The 15212-nt window shown below is 68.3% G+C and carries 15 protein-coding genes; 7 read left to right on the top strand and 8 right to left on the bottom strand.

The genetic code is table 11. The annotated features are described in order from the left end of the window. Positions 1-18: 18 nt before the first annotated feature. Genes rfbA through ELQ90_RS14995 form a run of 3 tightly spaced genes read right to left on the bottom strand, consistent with a single transcriptional unit; the run spans position 19 to position 2466 of the window. Positions 19-882, bottom strand: coding sequence for a glucose-1-phosphate thymidylyltransferase RfbA (gene rfbA / locus ELQ90_RS15005; protein ID WP_128496105.1), 864 nt, complete (start codon positions 880-882; stop codon positions 19-21). A gap of 19 nt (positions 883-901) precedes the next feature. Beyond that, positions 902-1864 (bottom strand): class I SAM-dependent methyltransferase, encoded by a 963-nt coding sequence (locus ELQ90_RS15000; protein WP_128496104.1) that lies wholly within the window; start codon positions 1862-1864, stop codon positions 902-904. Beyond that, the gene (locus ELQ90_RS14995) at positions 1861-2466 is read right to left on the bottom strand and encodes a dTDP-4-dehydrorhamnose 3,5-epimerase family protein (protein WP_128496103.1); all 606 of its coding nucleotides are present in this window, start codon (positions 2464-2466) and stop codon (positions 1861-1863) included. The genes ELQ90_RS15000 and ELQ90_RS14995 overlap by 4 nt, the downstream gene beginning before the upstream one ends. A gap of 195 nt (positions 2467-2661) precedes the next feature. Between ELQ90_RS14995 and ELQ90_RS14990 the strand changes: the two genes are divergently transcribed. The 4 genes from ELQ90_RS14990 to rfbB all read left to right on the top strand — a co-directional run bounded on the left by ELQ90_RS14990 (position 2662) and on the right by rfbB (position 6509). Further along, entirely contained in the window at positions 2662-3387 is a 726-nt protein-coding gene (locus ELQ90_RS14990; protein WP_128496102.1) for a CAP domain-containing protein, read from the top strand. A gap of 72 nt (positions 3388-3459) precedes the next feature. Next, positions 3460-4326: a dTDP-4-dehydrorhamnose reductase gene (gene rfbD, locus ELQ90_RS14985; protein WP_128496101.1), complete on the top strand. Its 867-nt coding sequence runs from the start codon at positions 3460-3462 to the stop codon at positions 4324-4326. Then, entirely contained in the window at positions 4323-5459 is a 1137-nt protein-coding gene (locus ELQ90_RS14980; protein WP_128496100.1) for a glycosyltransferase family 4 protein, read from the top strand. The genes rfbD and ELQ90_RS14980 overlap by 4 nt, the downstream gene beginning before the upstream one ends. A gap of 51 nt (positions 5460-5510) precedes the next feature. Continuing rightward, positions 5511-6509: a dTDP-glucose 4,6-dehydratase gene (rfbB, locus tag ELQ90_RS14975; RefSeq protein ID WP_128496099.1), complete on the top strand. Its 999-nt coding sequence runs from the start codon at positions 5511-5513 to the stop codon at positions 6507-6509. Between the two features lie 87 nt (positions 6510-6596). Here rfbB and ELQ90_RS14970 read toward each other — a convergent pair whose 3' ends face one another. The 5 genes from ELQ90_RS14970 to ELQ90_RS14950 form a co-directional block, all read right to left on the bottom strand. Then, positions 6597-7898 carry an LCP family protein gene (locus ELQ90_RS14970; RefSeq protein WP_128496192.1) on the bottom strand — a complete coding sequence of 434 codons (1302 nt, stop codon included), beginning with the start codon at positions 7896-7898 and terminating at the stop codon, positions 6597-6599. 53 nt (positions 7899-7951) lie between these two features. Further along, the gene (purE, locus tag ELQ90_RS14965; RefSeq protein WP_424980836.1) at positions 7952-8470 is read right to left on the bottom strand and encodes a 5-(carboxyamino)imidazole ribonucleotide mutase; all 519 of its coding nucleotides are present in this window, start codon (positions 8468-8470) and stop codon (positions 7952-7954) included. Positions 8471-8577: 107 nt separating this feature from the next. Further along, complete coding sequence (locus ELQ90_RS14960; RefSeq protein WP_279432142.1) at positions 8578-9807, bottom strand: 5-(carboxyamino)imidazole ribonucleotide synthase; 1230 nt, start codon at positions 9805-9807, stop codon at positions 8578-8580. A 31-nt stretch (positions 9808-9838) separates the two neighbouring features. Beyond that, positions 9839-10384 carry a PH domain-containing protein gene (locus ELQ90_RS14955; RefSeq protein WP_166409104.1) on the bottom strand — a complete coding sequence of 182 codons (546 nt, stop codon included), beginning with the start codon at positions 10382-10384 and terminating at the stop codon, positions 9839-9841. Between the two features lie 50 nt (positions 10385-10434). Next, positions 10435-11229 (bottom strand): biotin--[acetyl-CoA-carboxylase] ligase, encoded by a 795-nt coding sequence (locus ELQ90_RS14950; RefSeq protein WP_128496096.1) that lies wholly within the window; start codon positions 11227-11229, stop codon positions 10435-10437. 187 nt (positions 11230-11416) lie between these two features. Between ELQ90_RS14950 and ELQ90_RS14945 the strand changes: the two genes are divergently transcribed. The 3 genes from ELQ90_RS14945 (at position 11417) to ELQ90_RS14935 (ending at position 15196) form a co-directional block, all read left to right on the top strand. Then, on the top strand, positions 11417-12988 hold the full coding sequence (locus ELQ90_RS14945; RefSeq protein WP_128496190.1) for an acyl-CoA carboxylase subunit beta: 1572 nt from the start codon (positions 11417-11419) through the stop codon (positions 12986-12988). An 11-nt stretch (positions 12989-12999) separates the two neighbouring features. Beyond that, positions 13000-13257, top strand: coding sequence for an acyl-CoA carboxylase subunit epsilon (locus ELQ90_RS14940; protein WP_128496095.1), 258 nt, complete (start codon positions 13000-13002; stop codon positions 13255-13257). Positions 13258-13810: 553 nt separating this feature from the next. Next, positions 13811-15196 (top strand): LLM class flavin-dependent oxidoreductase, encoded by a 1386-nt coding sequence (locus tag ELQ90_RS14935; RefSeq protein WP_128496094.1) that lies wholly within the window; start codon positions 13811-13813, stop codon positions 15194-15196. Positions 15197-15212 lie beyond the last annotated feature (16 nt).

Genomic DNA, 15212 nt, shown 5'->3' with positions numbered 1-15212 from the left:
TCGTGGACGGGACGTCTCTCAACCCGCGAGCAACCCCTGCAGGTAGCGGCCATAACCGCTCTTGACGAGCGGTGCGGCCAGCGCTGCGAGCTGATCGTCGTCGATCCACCCGGCGCGCCAGGCGATCTCCTCGATGCAGCCGACCTTGAAGCCCTGGCGGTCCTCGATCACGCGCACGTATTCGGACGCCTGCATCATCGACTCGAATGTCCCGGTGTCGAGCCATGCCGTGCCCCGGTCGAGGACCTGGACGCGAAGCCGATCGGCCTCGAGGTAGCGCTCGTTGACCGTGGAGATCTCGAGCTCGCCCCGCGCGCTCGGTTCGATGGTCTTCGCGATCCGGACGACGTCGTTGTCGTAGAAGTAGAGCCCGGGGACCGCGTAGTTGCTCTTCGGGGTCGTCGGCTTCTCCTCGATCGACACGGCCCGGAAGTCGTCATCGAATTCGACGACGCCGTAGGACGTCGGATTCGAGACGTGGTAGGCGAAGATCATCGCGCCGTCGATGTCGGTGTGACCCCGCAGCGACGAGCCGAGGCCGGTGCCGTGGAAGATGTTGTCGCCGAGAACGAGGGCGACGCTCTCGTCGCCGATGAACTCCTCGCCGATGATGAACGCCTGGGCGAGACCGTCGGGCGACGGCTGCACGGCGTACTCCAAACGGATGCCGAGGTCGGAACCGTCACCGAGGAGCGCACGGAACTGCTCGTTGTACTCGGGTGTCGTGATGATGAGGATCTCGTCGATCCCCGCCATCATGAGCGTCGACAAGGGGTAGTAGATCATCGGCTTGTCGTAGATGGGCATCAACTGCTTCGAAATACCCTTGGTGATCGGCCACAGACGGGTGCCGGATCCTCCGGCCAGTACGATGCCACGCATAATGGGCAATCCTAGCGAATCAGGATCGACGGCCCCGACCGAGCAGAGAACCGACGGCGCGCACGGGCGCGCTGACCTTCCAACTCGTGCTCTCGTACACGTCCGAGAGCGCCCGACGCGCCGCACGCAGTTCGCGCTGCTTCTCGGCGAGGCGGAGTTGCTCTTCCTCGCGACGACGTTCCTCGGCGGCGAGCGCTTCCGTCACCTCGGCGACGCGGCTCTCGAGCTCCTCGACGCGCTCGGGCTTGCTCTCGAGGTTGTACCGCCGCTTGATGTCGGCACCGAGCGCGAAGAAGGCCCCGCGGTAGAGATCGGTCTGCGCGTTCAGAATGTCGAACATCTCTCGCACGCGTGGATCGAGGTCGCTGCCCACTCCGAGGACGCCGAGGCCGTGAGCGTGGAGGAAGTGGAACGAGGGGTACCGGACCTCGACCTCGCTCCAGAACTGATGCACCCCGAAGCCCGTGCGGAACTCGTTCGTGTCGTGGAAGAGCATCACGCCGCGCGGCGACATCTTGGGGAGCCAGGAGGTGAACTCCTGGAGCACGTCCTCGTAGCGGTGGCGCCCGTCGATGTGGAGGAGATCGATCGACCCGTCCTCGAAATCGGGGAGCGCGGCGTCGAAGTAGCTGCGCTTGAGGGTGGAGAACCCCGCGTACTCCTCGTTGATGCGGCTCACCGACCGGTAGACGTCCTCGCCGTAGAATCCGGCGTGCTCGTCGCCTTCCCACGAGTCGACGGCGACCGCCGTCGTGGGGAGTCCGAGGCGCGCGATCGCCTCGCAGAACACGAAGTACGAGTAGCCGTGGTGCGTGCCGAGCTCGACGAGTCGGGACGGGCGCACGACATCGACGATCGTCGAGGCGAAGGACCCGTGTTCGATCCAGGCCGACCGCATGAGATGCGCCGGTTGCCAGTACGCCGCCGCCGAGAGCCGACCAGGAGCGAAGCGATCGGGCACGACCTCCGCCTCGTCGCTCATGAGACCGCGAGGGAGCCGTAGAACGCTCGAGCGGTCTCCCAGTCGGGGAGGACGCCGGCGGCCCGCGCCGCCTCGAGGGAGGGAGCGGAGGTGTCCTTCGGCGAGAGGAGCAGCTCGCCGGCCTCCTCGGGGAAGGCCAACCCGATGGCGGGGTCGAGCGGATTGATGCCGTGCTCCCGGTCGGGGCGGTACACGTCGGTCACGAGATAGTTCACCGTCGCGTCGTCCGTGAGTGCGACGAAGCAGTGCCCGAGCCCTTCCGAGATGAAGATGGCCCGGCGGTCGACGTCGTCGAGCAGGACGGAGTCCCACTGACCGAAGGTCGGCGAACCGACGCGGATGTCGATGACGAAGTCGAGGACCGCGCCGCGGTGCGCCGTCACGTACTTCGCCTGGCTCGGCGGGATGTCCGCGAAGTGGATGCCGCGAACGGTCCCCTTCGTCGACACGGAGGTGTTGGTCTGCGCCAGGTCGATCGTGCGACCGGTCGCCTCTCGGAGTGCGTCTGCCTTGTAGGACTCGAGGAAGAGCCCGCGGTCGTCACCGATGAGACGGGGCGTGATCTCGTAGCTGTCGGGGATGCTGAGCTCGCGGATGTTCACGGAACGAAGCCTACCGCGTGGTCCCCGGTGCGCCATGGAAGGCCGACCCGCGTCCCGGCGGCTCCGAGCCGCTCCCGACTTGCCGGACGAGCGGTCTCCGCATACCGTTGAAGCAGCCCCCCCGAAGAAGCACCCATCTCATCAGTCGCCCCCGTCCCGCCACCCCGAGCGTGACCCGGATTGAGGACAGTTCTTATGTCACGGACGCTTCGACTCATCGCCGTGCTCGCCGTCGGGATCTTCGTGGGATCGGCGAGCGCCGCCACGACCGCGTCGGCCCCAGCACACGCCGAGACCACTGCGCAATCGGTCATCAGGATCACCAATGAGCATCGCGCGGTCAACGGCCGCAAGGCTCTGAAGACCGAGTGGAGTCTCAACAACACGGCCCAGACCTGGGCGAACCACATGTCGTCGACAGGCCGCATGGAGCACAGCACGAACGACTGGCGCGCGTCACGCGTGGCGAAGGGTGCCTCGCTGTGCTGCGGCGAGAACATCGCCTACGGCTACACGTCCCCCGGCGCAGTCGTGAAGGCGTGGATGAAGTCGACGGGTCACCGCGCGAACATCCTCGACTCCCGTTACACGCACATGGGAGTTGGCTACAACCCGAAGGGCCACTTCTGGGTCCAGATCTTCGCCGCCTACCCGGCCGTCTCGGTCACCGTTCCACAACTCTCCGGCATGTCCCACGTCGGTTACATCCTCGACGCGCGCGTATCGGGCTTCGCGCCGGCCGGCGCGGCGTTGTCCTGGCAGTGGTACGCCGATGGCGTCGCGATCTCCGGTGCCCGCGGTTCCCGTCACCTCGTCCTCGAATCGCAGGTCGGAAAACGGCTCACCGTGCGGGTGACGGCGAACTTCGGCGGGACATCCGTCTCGAAGACGAGCAGTCCGACTCCCGTGATCAAGCGATAGCAGACGCCGCGGCTCCCACGGGTCCGCGCATGGTCCTCGCCTAGAATCGACCCGTTCAGACGAAGGAGCACGATGCGTTATCTCATCACCGGCGCCAGCGGAATGCTGGGTCGCGATCTGCAAGACGCTCTCGCGGGTCGCGAGGTCACGGCGCTCGGTCGCGCGGACCTCGACGTGACGGACCTCGACGCCGTCAGGGCCGCCGTGGCGGGCCACGACGCGGTCATCAACGCGGCAGCGTACACGAAGGTCGACGACGCGGAGACCGACGAGGAGGCGGCCTTCGCCGTCAACGCGACGGGCCCGCGCAATCTGGCGATCGCCGCGCGTGAGACCGGCGCGAAGCTCGTGACGATCTCGACCGACTACGTCTTCGACGGCTTCGCCACCTCGCCGTACGCCGAGGACACCACCCGCGACCCCATCAACGCGTACGGGCGGACCAAGGCGGCGGGCGAGGAGGCGGCGATCGCCGAGCACCCCGATGGCACCTACGTCGTCCGCACGGCCTGGCTCTACGGGGCGCACGGGCCGAACTTCGCGGCCACGATGGTGCGTCTCTCGGCGAGTCACGACACCCTCTCGGTCGTGACGGACCAGCTCGGCCAGCCGACGTGGACGAAGGACCTCGCCGAGCGGATCGTCGCCCTCCTCGATGCCGACGCCCCCGCGGGCGTCTACCACGGCACGAACGCCGGGATCACGAGTTGGCACGGGTTCACCCGGGCGATCTTCGAGGAGCTCGACCTCGATCCCGAACGCGTCCTCGAGACGGACAGCTCCACCTTCGCGCGTCCCGCGCCGCGACCGGCCTACTCGGTGCTCGGTCACGACGGCTGGGCTCGTGCCGGGCTGCCGCCGCTCCGCGACTGGCGGGAAGCCCTTCACGACGCCGTCGAGCAGGGCGCCGTCGCGCCCGCGGCGCCGGCCCGGTCATGACGACGGTCCTCCGCGTCGTCATCGATCAGATGGCGACGCCCGCTCCCACGGGTGTCGGACGCTACACGCACGAGCTCACGCGTGGGCTCATCGCGACGGCTCCCGTCGGCTGCACCGTCGAAGGGATCGTCTCGGCGCTGCCGCAGGACAAGATCGACGCCCTCACGGAGCGTCTCCCCGGCCTCGGCGACCTCCACCGCACGACGCTCCCCCGACGCGAACTCGCCACGGCGTGGCAGCTCGGGATCGCGCCGACGCTCGCGACGGGCATGATCCACGCGCCCGGTCTGCTGGCCCCGCTGGTCAAGCACGACACCTCCTCCGACGGGACCCAGATCGTCGTGACGGTCCACGACACCCTCGCGTGGACGCACCCGAAGTCGCTCACTCCCGCGACCGTCGCGTGGAACAAGGCGATGCTCAAGCGTGCGCGGAAGCACGCGGACGCCGTCGTTGTACCGTCGCACGCCGTCGCGGGTCGCCTCGCCGAGATCGTGGATCTCGGCGATCGCGTGCGCGTCATCGGTGGAGCGGCGAGCGAGGACCTCGTCGTCCCGCCGGACGCGGACGAGCGCACCGAACGACTACGTCTCCCGGGGGAGTTCATCCTGACGATCGGAAGCCTCGATCCGCGGCGCGGACTCACCGACCTCATCACGGCGCTCGGACTCCCCGGCGCTCCGGATCTTCCGCTTCTCATCCTCGGACCGGACTCGTGGGGCGAACTCACGGTCGCGTCGGTCGCGGACGAGGCCGGTCTCCCCGACGACCGGGTCCGCGCGCTCGGCGTCGTCGACGACGCCGACCTCGCCGTCCTCCTCGATCGCGCGACGGTCTTCGTGCATCCCGGGCGTCATGAGGGTTTCGGCCTCCCGATCGTGGAGGCCTTCCGCTTCGGCACCCCCGTCGTGCACTCGGACGACGACGCCCTCGTGGAGGTCTCGGCCGGGGCCGGCGTCGCGGTCGAGCTCACCGGCAAGGGGTATCCCGAGCGCCTCGCCGCGGCGCTCTCCTCGACACTGTCCGACGCCGAACAACTCCGGCGTCTCGGCATCCTCGCCCAGGACCGGGAGCGAGCGTTCAGTTGGCGGGACTCCGCCGAGCGGGTGTGGCAGCTGCACGCCGACCTCTGACGCTCGCCCCTGGGCCCGTGGACGCCGCGGTCCTCCGGTTAGGATGATCGAATGTCCAAGCTTCTCGTGACCGGCGGTGCCGGCTTCATCGGATCCAACTTCGTCCACCACGTCATCGGTCGCACCTATTCGCACGTGACGGTGCTCGACTCCCTCACCTACGCGGGCAACCTCGCGTCGCTCGAGGGGATCCCCGCCGACCGACTCACGTTCGTGAAGGGCGACATCACCGACGCCGCCCTCCTCGACGAGCTGTTCCCCACGGTCGACGCCGTCGTGCACTTCGCTGCGGAGAGCCACAACGACAACTCGCTCGACGACCCGCGGCCGTTCCTCGACACCAACATCATCGGCACGTACACGATTCTCGAGGCCGCCCGCCGTCACGGCACCCGACTGCACCACATCTCGACGGACGAGGTCTACGGAGACCTCGAGCTCGACGACCCCGCCCGGTTCACGGAGAACACGCCGTACAACCCGTCGAGCCCCTACTCGTCGACGAAGGCCGGGAGCGACCTCCTCGTCCGTGCCTGGGTGCGCTCGTTCGGCGTGCAGGCCACGATCAGCAACTGCTCGAACAACTACGGGCCCTTCCAGCACGTCGAGAAGTTCATCCCCCGCCAGATCACGAACGTCCTCCGCGGCGAGCGCCCCAAGCTCTACGGAGCCGGCGAGAACGTGCGCGACTGGATCCACGCCGACGACCACTCGTCCGCCGTGCTCACGATCCTCGAGAAGGGCACGATCGGCGAGACGTATCTGATCGGCGCCGACGGCGAGAAGAACAACAAGGAGGTCGTCGAGCTCATCCTCACGACCCTCGGTCAGCCGGCCGACGCGTACGACCACGTCGTCGACCGCCCGGGGCACGACCTGCGCTACGCGATCGACTCCACGCGCCTGCGCACCGAGCTCGGGTGGGAGCCGCGTTACGTCGACTTCGAGGCCGGTCTCGCCGCCACGATCGAGTGGTACCGCGACAACGAGGCCTGGTGGGCGCCCGTCAAGGACGCGACCGAGGCCCGCTACGCCGCGCAGGGACAGTAGCCGCTCCTCCGACCGACTCAGAGAAGACCGCGGTCGTCCTCGACTCTCGAGGACGACCGCGGTCTTTCGTCGCATCAGGCCTGCGCGTCAGCCGTCGCCGGACGTCTCATCCTCCGGAGGGGCGAGCGACGTCCCGACGAGTTCGTGGATCGCGGAGAAATCGGGATCGTCGGGATCGACCGTCGGCGGTGTGAGCTCGATCGACTCGATCGGCTGCTCGCGCGTCTTCGTGGCGAGGTCGACGAAGTACGAGAGCATCCCCTGCGGGATGTCGGTCTTCACGATCTTCGAGCCCGCTTGCGCGATCGCTTCGAACTTCGTCAGCACGTTGCCCGGCGTGAACTGGGTCAGGATCGCCTCGATGAGCGAGTTCTGCCGCTCCATGCGGTCCCAGTCGCTCGTCGAGTGCCTCGAACGCGCGTACCACTGCGCGTGGTAGCCGTCGAGGACCTGGGTGCCGGGTTCGATCCAGCCATCGACATTGTTGAGCTGCTCGTCTCCGCCGATGGGGAGACGGTCGTTGACGGTGACCTCGACGCCGCCGAGCGCGTCGACGAGATCGGCGAAGCCCTGCATGTCGATGAGCACGTAGTACTGGATCATCAGTCCCGTGACGCCCTCCGCCGCCTCCTTCATGGCCTCGATACCGGGAGAGCTGCCCCCGGCGACGGCGTCGGGATAGAGGTCCCCGTGTCGGAGCTCCGCCTCCGTGTAGACGGCGTTGAGCTTGCACGCGCTCACGTCGCAGTTCTGGAAGCCGTCCGGGTACAGGCCGGCGAGGGGCGAGTCCGCGGAGAAGGGCGTGTGGCGCATGTCGCGCGGGAGCCCGATCGTCGTCGCCGCGCCCGTCTCGGCGTCGACACTCATGACCCGGATCGTGTCGGGTCGCAGCCCGTCGCGATCCGGTCCGGCGTCACCGCCGAGGAGCAGGATGTTGTAGCGGCCGTCGACCGGGGCCTCCATGGCGCCCCCGCCGAAGATCGACGAGAGGGTCCCTCGCGTCACGCCCGCGTAGTAGGCACCGACGGTCGCTCCTCCTGCCGAGACGGCCAGCAGGACGACGGTCGCCGCGGCGATCCAGGCGCGCGCGCCCGGAGCGGCCTTGACCAGTCGCACGAGCCGCAGGGTGTCGATCGTGAGCACGAACCACAACACGGCGTAGGCGACCATGAGTCCCTGGACGAGCCAGAGGACGGGCTCGAAGGTGACGATCGTGATGAAGGCCGACCGGAGGAAGACGAAGAGGGCGACGGCGATGATCACGAGGGCCCAGAGCGTCAGGGTCGCGCCGAGTCCGAGCCGCCCGAGTCGACGGTTTCCGGCGAGCACTTGGGCCGAGCCCGGGATGAGGAAGTTGATGAGCACGAGCCACCACGCGCGATGCGTCATCACCCGGGCCGAGCGCGAGTCCGGATAGCGGATCGGACTCGCGGCGATGCCGCTCACAGACTCCCTTTGAGGCGCTCGTTCTTCTCGGCCACCTGGTTCTCGAGCGCGAGCGCGTATGCGTCGAGCTTCTCGCGCACTGCGAGGTCTGACGTGGAGAGGATGCGGGCGGCGAGCAGTCCCGCGTTCCTCGCCCCGCCGATCGAGACGGTCGCGACGGGGATGCCGGCGGGCATCTGAACGATGGAGAGCAACGAGTCGAGGCCGTCGAGCCGCGCGAGGGGGACGGGGACGCCGATCACCGGCAGGGAGGTGACCGAGGCGAGCATCCCGGGGAGGTGCGCGGCGCCGCCGGCACCCGCGATGATGACGCGGAGACCACGGTCGGCGGCCTCGCGGCCGTAGGCGATCATGCGAGCGGGCGTGCGGTGCGCGCTCACGACTTCGACCTCGTGGTCGATGCCGAAGTCGCTGAGGGCGGCCGAGGCGTCGCTCATGACGGACCAGTCGGAGTCGCTCCCCATGACGACGCCGACGATCGGGCGCGCGGAATCGTGGTGTGGCATAACGCACATGTTAGGTCGACTCCCCTGGGCGCCCGTTCAGGCGCGCCAGCCTCCCCTGCCGAGCGGCGAAAAAACCGAACTCCGGCACCACCCCAGACGCCGGCCGCGGATCGCGCTCAGGGGGTCGTGAAGAAGGCCGCAGCGGCCCGCGCCTCGTACACGACCTGGTCGAGCTCCTCGCCGGCGACGTTCACGTGGCCGAGCTTCCGGCCCGGCCGGGGCGACTTGCCGTACGCGTGCATCTTCGCCGTCGGGTGACGGTCGAGCATGGCCGGGTAGTGATCGACGAGGGCGGAGCCGTCGGTCGGCCCCCCGAGCACGTTGACCATCACGCTCCACGGCGCCACCGTGCCCGTGGCTCCGAGCGGCAGGTCGAGCACGGCTCGCACGTGCTGCTCGAACTGGCTCGTCGTGGAGCCGTTCTGCGTCCAGTGCCCGGAGTTGTGCGGGCGCATCGCGAGCTCGTTGACGAGCAGTCTGTCGTCATCGGTCTCGAAGAGCTCGACGGCGAGGACGCCCGTGACCCCGAGCCCCTCCGCGACGTCTACGGCGATCTGCGCGGCGACGTCGGCCACTCGTCCGGCCGAGGCCGGTGCCGGTGCGAGCACCTCGGCGCACACGCCGTCGCGCTGGATCGTCTCGACGACGGGCCATGCCTCGATCTGTCCGGACGGACGCCGAGCGACGAGTTGCGCGAGCTCCCGTCGGAACGCCACCAGTTCCTCGACGAGCAGCTCGCCCCCGTTGCCGTCCTCGTCGAGAGCCGCGAACCAATCGGCGACGTCGGCGGCCGCACGCACGACGCGCACGCCCTTGCCGTCGTATCCGCCGCGCGGCGTCTTCACGACCGCGGAGCCGCCGTGGTCAGCGAGGAAGCGTTCGAGATCCTCCGGGGACGACGCCGTCGTCCACTCGGGCACGGGGAGCCCGAGTTCCTGCAGTCGACGACGCATCAGGATCTTGTCCTGCGCGTAGAGGAGAGCGTCGGGACCGGGCCGGACGACGGTGCCCGAGTCCTCGAGGGCGCGGAGGACGTGCTGGGGCACGTGCTCGTGGTCGAAGGTGACGACGTCGACATCGGCCGCGAAGCTCAGGACCGCGTCGACGTCGCGGTAGTCGCCGACAGCCGTCGCGGCGATCGACGCCGGGGCACCCTCCGCTTCGGCGAGGACGCGGATCTCGATGCCGAGCTCGAGCGCCTCCGGGACCATCATGCGGGCGAGCTGCCCTCCACCGATCACTCCGACTCGAGGCATGCTCTCACTCCCAGTTCTCTTCGGGGCCGCCGGGATGTCCTCCACCGGCACGGCCGTCCCGCCGACGTCAACGAGTCCATCCTCCACCATCGGGGCCCCTGCTCGGGGCCACGGAATCAGGTCAGAACCGGCCCGTCCCGCCCTGCGGGCCGGTCCCATAGCCGCCGCTCGCCTGCGACCGCTCGATGAGCTCGTGCAGCGTCGACTGGACGAGAACCGCTCCCGGAGCGTCGGCCAACACGAGGGGACGGTCGCTTCCGGCGTCGACGACGATCGTTCCCGAACCGAGCATCGTCTGCAGGGGACCGCGCTTCAGGGTGATGGAGTAACCGCGCGAGTGCAGCACTTCGCGGCGCGTGCGCGTGAAGAGGCCGTGACGGACGATCAACCGCTTCGTCGTGAGGGTGTAGCTGCGCGTCAACCAGAAGAGGAACGGCACGAGCACGCCGAACAGGAAGAGGAGGCCGGCCACGACGAGACCGCCAGCCAACTGCCAGGTCTCCTCGGCGACCCCGAGGAGGTAGACCGTTCCACCCACGAGGGCGATGAAGAGGAGAGCCGGCAGGAACAGCACGCGCGCGTTGCGGTGCATGCGCGCGACGACCTGCTCTGTCGCTCCGGCCGCGCGCACGGCTGCGCCGGCCTGAGCAGGGGGCTCGAAGGTCATGGAACCCATTGTGCAGTATGCATGCCGCCTGCCCGTGGAGGCGGAGGGCGTCAGTCGGAGTCGGGGCGGACGTGCGTCACGTCACCCGCGGCGACGGGCAGTAGTCCCGATCCGTGAGCCGGTTGCACGACGAGCCGACCCTCAGCGTCGATGCCGCGGGCAGTGCCGTGGACGACGACGTCACCCGGCAGCTCGAGTCGGATCCGCGAACCGATCGTCGCGCACCGCTCGGAGACGGCCGCGCGCACGCCGCTCGCCATCGCATCGCCGCCGTGCTCGACGAACGACCGATAGAGGGGCAGCAGTTCCTCGAGATAGGCGGAGAGCACCGCGTCCGGGGCGACGGTCGTCGCACCCTCGATGGCCAGGGAGGTCGCCGTCGAGACCGGAAGGTCCTCCTCCGTCGCCCGCGTGTTCACTCCGGCACCGACCACGACGGAACCGTCGGCGGTGAGTTCCGAGAGGACGCCGCTGAGCTTCCGTCCGTCGACGAGGACGTCGTTCGGCCACTTGACGGAGACGCGCGCGGAGTCGATGAAGCGATCGGCGGCGCGGGCCACGGCGAGCCCCGCGATGAGAGGGAGCCAGCCGAGGCGGTGCACCGGGAGCGTCGGACGCAAGAGCACCGACACGGCGAGGGCGGATCCCGCCGGAGCGATCCAGCTCCGATCGAGGCGTCCCCTCCCCGCCGTCTGATCGTCGGTCGCGACGACCGAGAGATCCGGCCAGGCGGGGTCTCCGGCACGCTCGACGAGTTCGACGTTCGTCGATCCGATCGATGAGCGCCACTCGAGACGCGGGACGAGTGCGGAACTGAGGGCGAGATCGGGCGCATCTGCGGGCATGTCGACAGGCTAACGCCCGCACTCGGGAGAGCACCGACGGCGTCGACGGCGACACGATGAGCTTTCCGCGTTGTGGAGATCCATCCAACAAAGCGGCGGTCTCTTGTCGAAAGTCGTGCACGGTGCCGTCACCCGGGCCCGGGATAGAGTGACATCCGTGACCGAAGAGCGTACGACCGAACCCGACATGTTCACGACGGCCGGCAAAGTCGCCGACCTCAAGAATCGTTACCAGCAGGCCGTCACCGACGCAGACGTCGCCGCTCAGAAGAAGCAGCACGCCAAAGGCAAGATGACCGCTCGCGAGCGCATCGCGGAACTACTCGATCACGGCAGCTTCGTGGAGATCGACGAGTTCGTGCGTCACCGCACCCACGCCTTCGGCATGGACAAGTCGCGCCCGTACGGCGACTCCGTCGTCACCGGGACGGGAACGATCAACGGCCGCCAGGTCGCGATCTACTCGCAGGACTTCACGACGTTCGGCGGATCCCTTGGCGAGGTCGCGGGCGAGAAGATCATCAAGGTCATGGACCTGGCTCTGCGCACCGGCGTCCCGATCATCGGCATCCTCGACTCGGGCGGAGCGCGCATCCAGGAGGGTGTCGTCGCGCTCGGGAAGTACGGGGAAATCTTCCGGCGCAACACCGCGGCATCGGGCGTCATCCCGCAGATCTCGATCATCATGGGCCCTGCCGCCGGCGGTGCTGTCTACTCCCCCGCACTCACCGATTTCGTCATCATGGTCGACAAGACCAGCCAGATGTTCGTGACCGGTCCCGACGTCATCAAGACCGTCACCGGCGAGGACGTCGGCATGGAGGAGCTCGGCGGCGCACTCACCCACAACACCCGGTCGGGCGTCGCCCATTACCTCGCTCAGGACGAGCACGACGCGCTCGAGTACGCTCGCGCGCTCCTCGGGTTCCTGCCCGACAACAACCTCGCGGAACTCCCGGAATACGCCGCGGACGTCGAACTCGAGACGACCGATGCTGACCGGAAGCTCAACACGCTCATCCCGGACTCCCCCAACCAGCCGTACGACGTGCACATCGTCATCGAGCACGTCGTCGACGGCGGGGACTTCCTCGAAGTGCAACCCCTCTTCGCTCCCAACATCGTGATCGGCTTCGCGCGCGTCGAGGGTCGGACCGTCGGCATCATCGCCAACCAGCCGAACCAGATGGCGGGGACCCTCAACATCGAGGCGGGAGAGAAGGCCTCGCGGTTCGTGCGATTCTGCGACGCGTTCTCGATCCCGATCCTCACGCTCGTCGACGTGCCCGGTTATCTTCCCGGTACGGACCAGGAATGGACGGGGGTCATCCGCCGCGGTGCCAAGCTGCTCTACGCCTACGCAGAGGCCACCGTTCCACTCGTGACCGTGATCCTCCGGAAAGCCTACGGCGGCGCCTACATCGTCATGGGGTCGAAGCAACTCGGCGCCGACATCAACTTCGCGTGGCCGACCGCCGAGATCGCCGTCATGGGCGGCCAGGGCGCCGTGAACATCCTGTACCGCGGTGAGATCCGTCGGGCGGAGGAGGCCGGCGAGGACGTCGCAGCGGTTCGCACGCGACTCGCGAACGAGTACACCTACAACGTGGCGAGCCCGTTCCTGGCCGCCGAACGCGGTGAGCTCGACGGCGTCATCGAGCCGGCCGCTACGCGAGTCGCCGTCATCAAGGCGCTGCGGACGCTCAAGGGCAAGCGCGCGAGCCTCCCGCCGAAGAAGCACGGCAACATCCCGCTGTGAGCGGCGCGAACATGGCAGGACGACACGCGGCACCCCTGAAAGACGCCGAACTCGGCGCGCCCGTGTCCGCCGTACACGTGGTCACCTCGGCGGCGACGCCCGAGGAGATCGCGGCCGTCACCGTCGTGATCGCCCGACAGCTCGAGGAGGAGGCCGCTCGCGCCACAACCGACGACGGGCCCGTGCGGAGTCGCTGGTCGCTCTCCCAGCGCAACCTGCGCGCTCCGCTCCGGCCGGCGCCCGGCGCCTGGCGTTTCCCCTGGGCGTGAGCCTGGTGGAGGCGTGTCCTCCCGTGTCCCCCAAAATGCCGACTAGCGGCCGAGGGCCGAACGGCACAGAATACTTATTGCTAGGTGTCTCTCTCAAGAGTTGCACCGCCAATCATTCGCCTCACTAGGGTAGAGGCGAGTGTTTTGGGGGCGGGTCAGAGCAGTATTCGGGTTATTGCTCTGGCCCGGGGCTTCAGAAGGGCCGGTTCGGGAAGAACCGGCCCTTCTCTTTTTAATCGGTCGCTTCGCTCCGTACGGGTCGGTGTGCTTGTGGGGGGCGTCGGGTGTCCGTGCGATCGCTTGGGGCGGGTTGTTCTTCCGCGGCCTGTCTGCGGGACGCGCCCCTCGGTCTCTGAGCTTGTTGGAGGGTCCGCGCGCCGTTCTCCAGGACGCACCCCTACGCTCCCTGAGCCTGTCGAAGGGTCACCCGCCGACCCCGACACGCGTGCCCCACCCTCCCTGAGGCTGTCTGCGAGGCAGGGCCCTCGTCGGCGTGTTACGGCGTGCGACGCACGGGGTGACGAAAACCGCCGCTTCGCTCATGATCGTCTGCATGCCCAAACAGATCCGCTTCAACGCCTTCGACATGAATTGCGTCGCCCACCAGGCTTCGGGGATGTGGCGCCACCCGGACGACCGGTCGAGCGAGTACACGGACCTCGCCTACTGGACCTCGCTCGCGCAGTTGCTCGAACGAGGTGGCTTCGACGGCATCTTCATCGCGGACGTACTCGGCACCTACGACGTCTACGGCGGCAGCAACGAGGCGGCGATCCGCAACGGCGCACAGGTCCCCGTCAACGACCCCGTCCTGCTCGTGTCCGCCATGGCCGCCGTCACGGAACACCTCGGCTTCGGCATCACAGCGGGCACGGCGTACGAGCACCCGTACCCCTTCGCTCGACGCATGTCGACGCTCGACCACCTCACGAAGGGTCGCGTCGGCTGGAACGTCGTGACCGGGTACCTCCCGAGCGCGGCCCGCAACATGGGACACGAGGATCAGCTCCAGCACGACGACCGCTACGACGTCGCCGACGAATACCTCGAGGTGCTCTACAAGCTCTGGGAGGGCTCGTGGGAGGACGACGCCGTCGTACGCGACCGGGAGAGCGGAATCTTCACCGACCCGGACAAGGTTCACGAGATCGGTCATCGGGGCACGCATTTCACCGTCCCGGGAATCCACCTGTCGGAGCCGTCGATCCAGCGCTCCCCCGTCATCTACCAGGCCGGCGCCTCCCCCCGCGGGATCCGGTTCGCGGCATCGAACGCCGAGGCGATCTTCGTCGCCTCCTCGACGAAAGCCGGACTGGCGGCGACGGTCGGCCGCATCCGCGACGCCCTCGAGGCGGCCGGTCGCGACCGGTACGCCGCGAAGATCTATACCCTCCTGACGATCATCACCGACGAAACGAGCGAGAAGGCCCACGCGAAGCACGCCGACTACCTCCGCTACGCCTCCGAGGAGGGCGCCCTCGTCTTCATGTCGGGCTGGATGGGCATCGACCTCTCCCGGTACGACCCCGACGAGCCGATCGGCAACGTCGAGAGCAACGCGATCCAGTCCGCCGTCGCCAATTTCCAGGAGGCGAACGACGACGGCGGCGAGTTCAGGGTTCGTGACATCGCCCGAATGGGCGCGATCGGAGGACTGGGCCCACGCATCGTCGGCTCACCGACCGAGATCGCCGACGTCCTGCAGGAATGGGTGGAGGAGACGGACGTCGACGGTTTCAATCTCGCCTACGCGATCACGCCCGGAACCTTCGAGGACGTCGTGGAGCACATCGTGCCCGAGTTGCGACGACGCGGCGTCTACCCGGAGGAGTACACACCCGGAAGCCTTCGCCACAAGCTGAGCGGCCGCGGCGATCGGTTGCCGGAGGAGCACCCGGGATCGCGGCACCGTGTGACGCCCCGATCGGCCGCGGGCTGACGCCCCGGCCGCACGG

This window comes from Labedella phragmitis, assembly GCF_004078635.1.
Lineage (GTDB): Bacteria > Actinomycetota > Actinomycetes > Actinomycetales > Microbacteriaceae > Labedella > Labedella phragmitis.
Note: the sequence above shows the minus strand (reverse complement) of the source record. Positions and strands in the feature narration are given on the sequence as shown.

Bases quoted from the DNA above. Each gene is read 5' to 3' on its own strand.
- rfbA (WP_128496105.1), bottom strand. From the start codon at position 882: ATGCGTGGCATCGTACTGGCCGGAGGATCCGGCACCCGTCTGTGGCCG.
- ELQ90_RS15000 (WP_128496104.1), bottom strand. From the start codon at position 1,864: ATGAGCGACGAGGCGGAGGTCGTGCCCGATCGCTTCGCTCCTGGTCGG.
- ELQ90_RS14990 (WP_128496102.1), top strand. From the start codon at position 2,662: ATGTCACGGACGCTTCGACTCATCGCCGTGCTCGCCGTCGGGATCTTC.
- rfbD (WP_128496101.1), top strand. From the start codon at position 3,460: ATGCGTTATCTCATCACCGGCGCCAGCGGAATGCTGGGTCGCGATCTG.
- ELQ90_RS14980 (WP_128496100.1), top strand. From the start codon at position 4,323: ATGACGACGGTCCTCCGCGTCGTCATCGATCAGATGGCGACGCCCGCT.
- rfbB (WP_128496099.1), top strand. From the start codon at position 5,511: ATGTCCAAGCTTCTCGTGACCGGCGGTGCCGGCTTCATCGGATCCAAC.
- ELQ90_RS14970 (WP_128496192.1), bottom strand. From the start codon at position 7,898: ATGACGCATCGCGCGTGGTGGCTCGTGCTCATCAACTTCCTCATCCCG.
- purE (WP_424980836.1), bottom strand. From the start codon at position 8,470: ATGTGCGTTATGCCACACCACGATTCCGCGCGCCCGATCGTCGGCGTC.
- ELQ90_RS14960 (WP_279432142.1), bottom strand. From the start codon at position 9,807: ATGGTGGAGGATGGACTCGTTGACGTCGGCGGGACGGCCGTGCCGGTG.
- ELQ90_RS14955 (WP_166409104.1), bottom strand. From the start codon at position 10,384: ATGACCTTCGAGCCCCCTGCTCAGGCCGGCGCAGCCGTGCGCGCGGCC.
- ELQ90_RS14950 (WP_128496096.1), bottom strand. From the start codon at position 11,229: ATGCCCGCAGATGCGCCCGATCTCGCCCTCAGTTCCGCACTCGTCCCG.
- ELQ90_RS14945 (WP_128496190.1), top strand. From the start codon at position 11,417: ATGTTCACGACGGCCGGCAAAGTCGCCGACCTCAAGAATCGTTACCAG.
- ELQ90_RS14940 (WP_128496095.1), top strand. From the start codon at position 13,000: ATGGCAGGACGACACGCGGCACCCCTGAAAGACGCCGAACTCGGCGCG.
- ELQ90_RS14935 (WP_128496094.1), top strand. From the start codon at position 13,811: ATGCCCAAACAGATCCGCTTCAACGCCTTCGACATGAATTGCGTCGCC.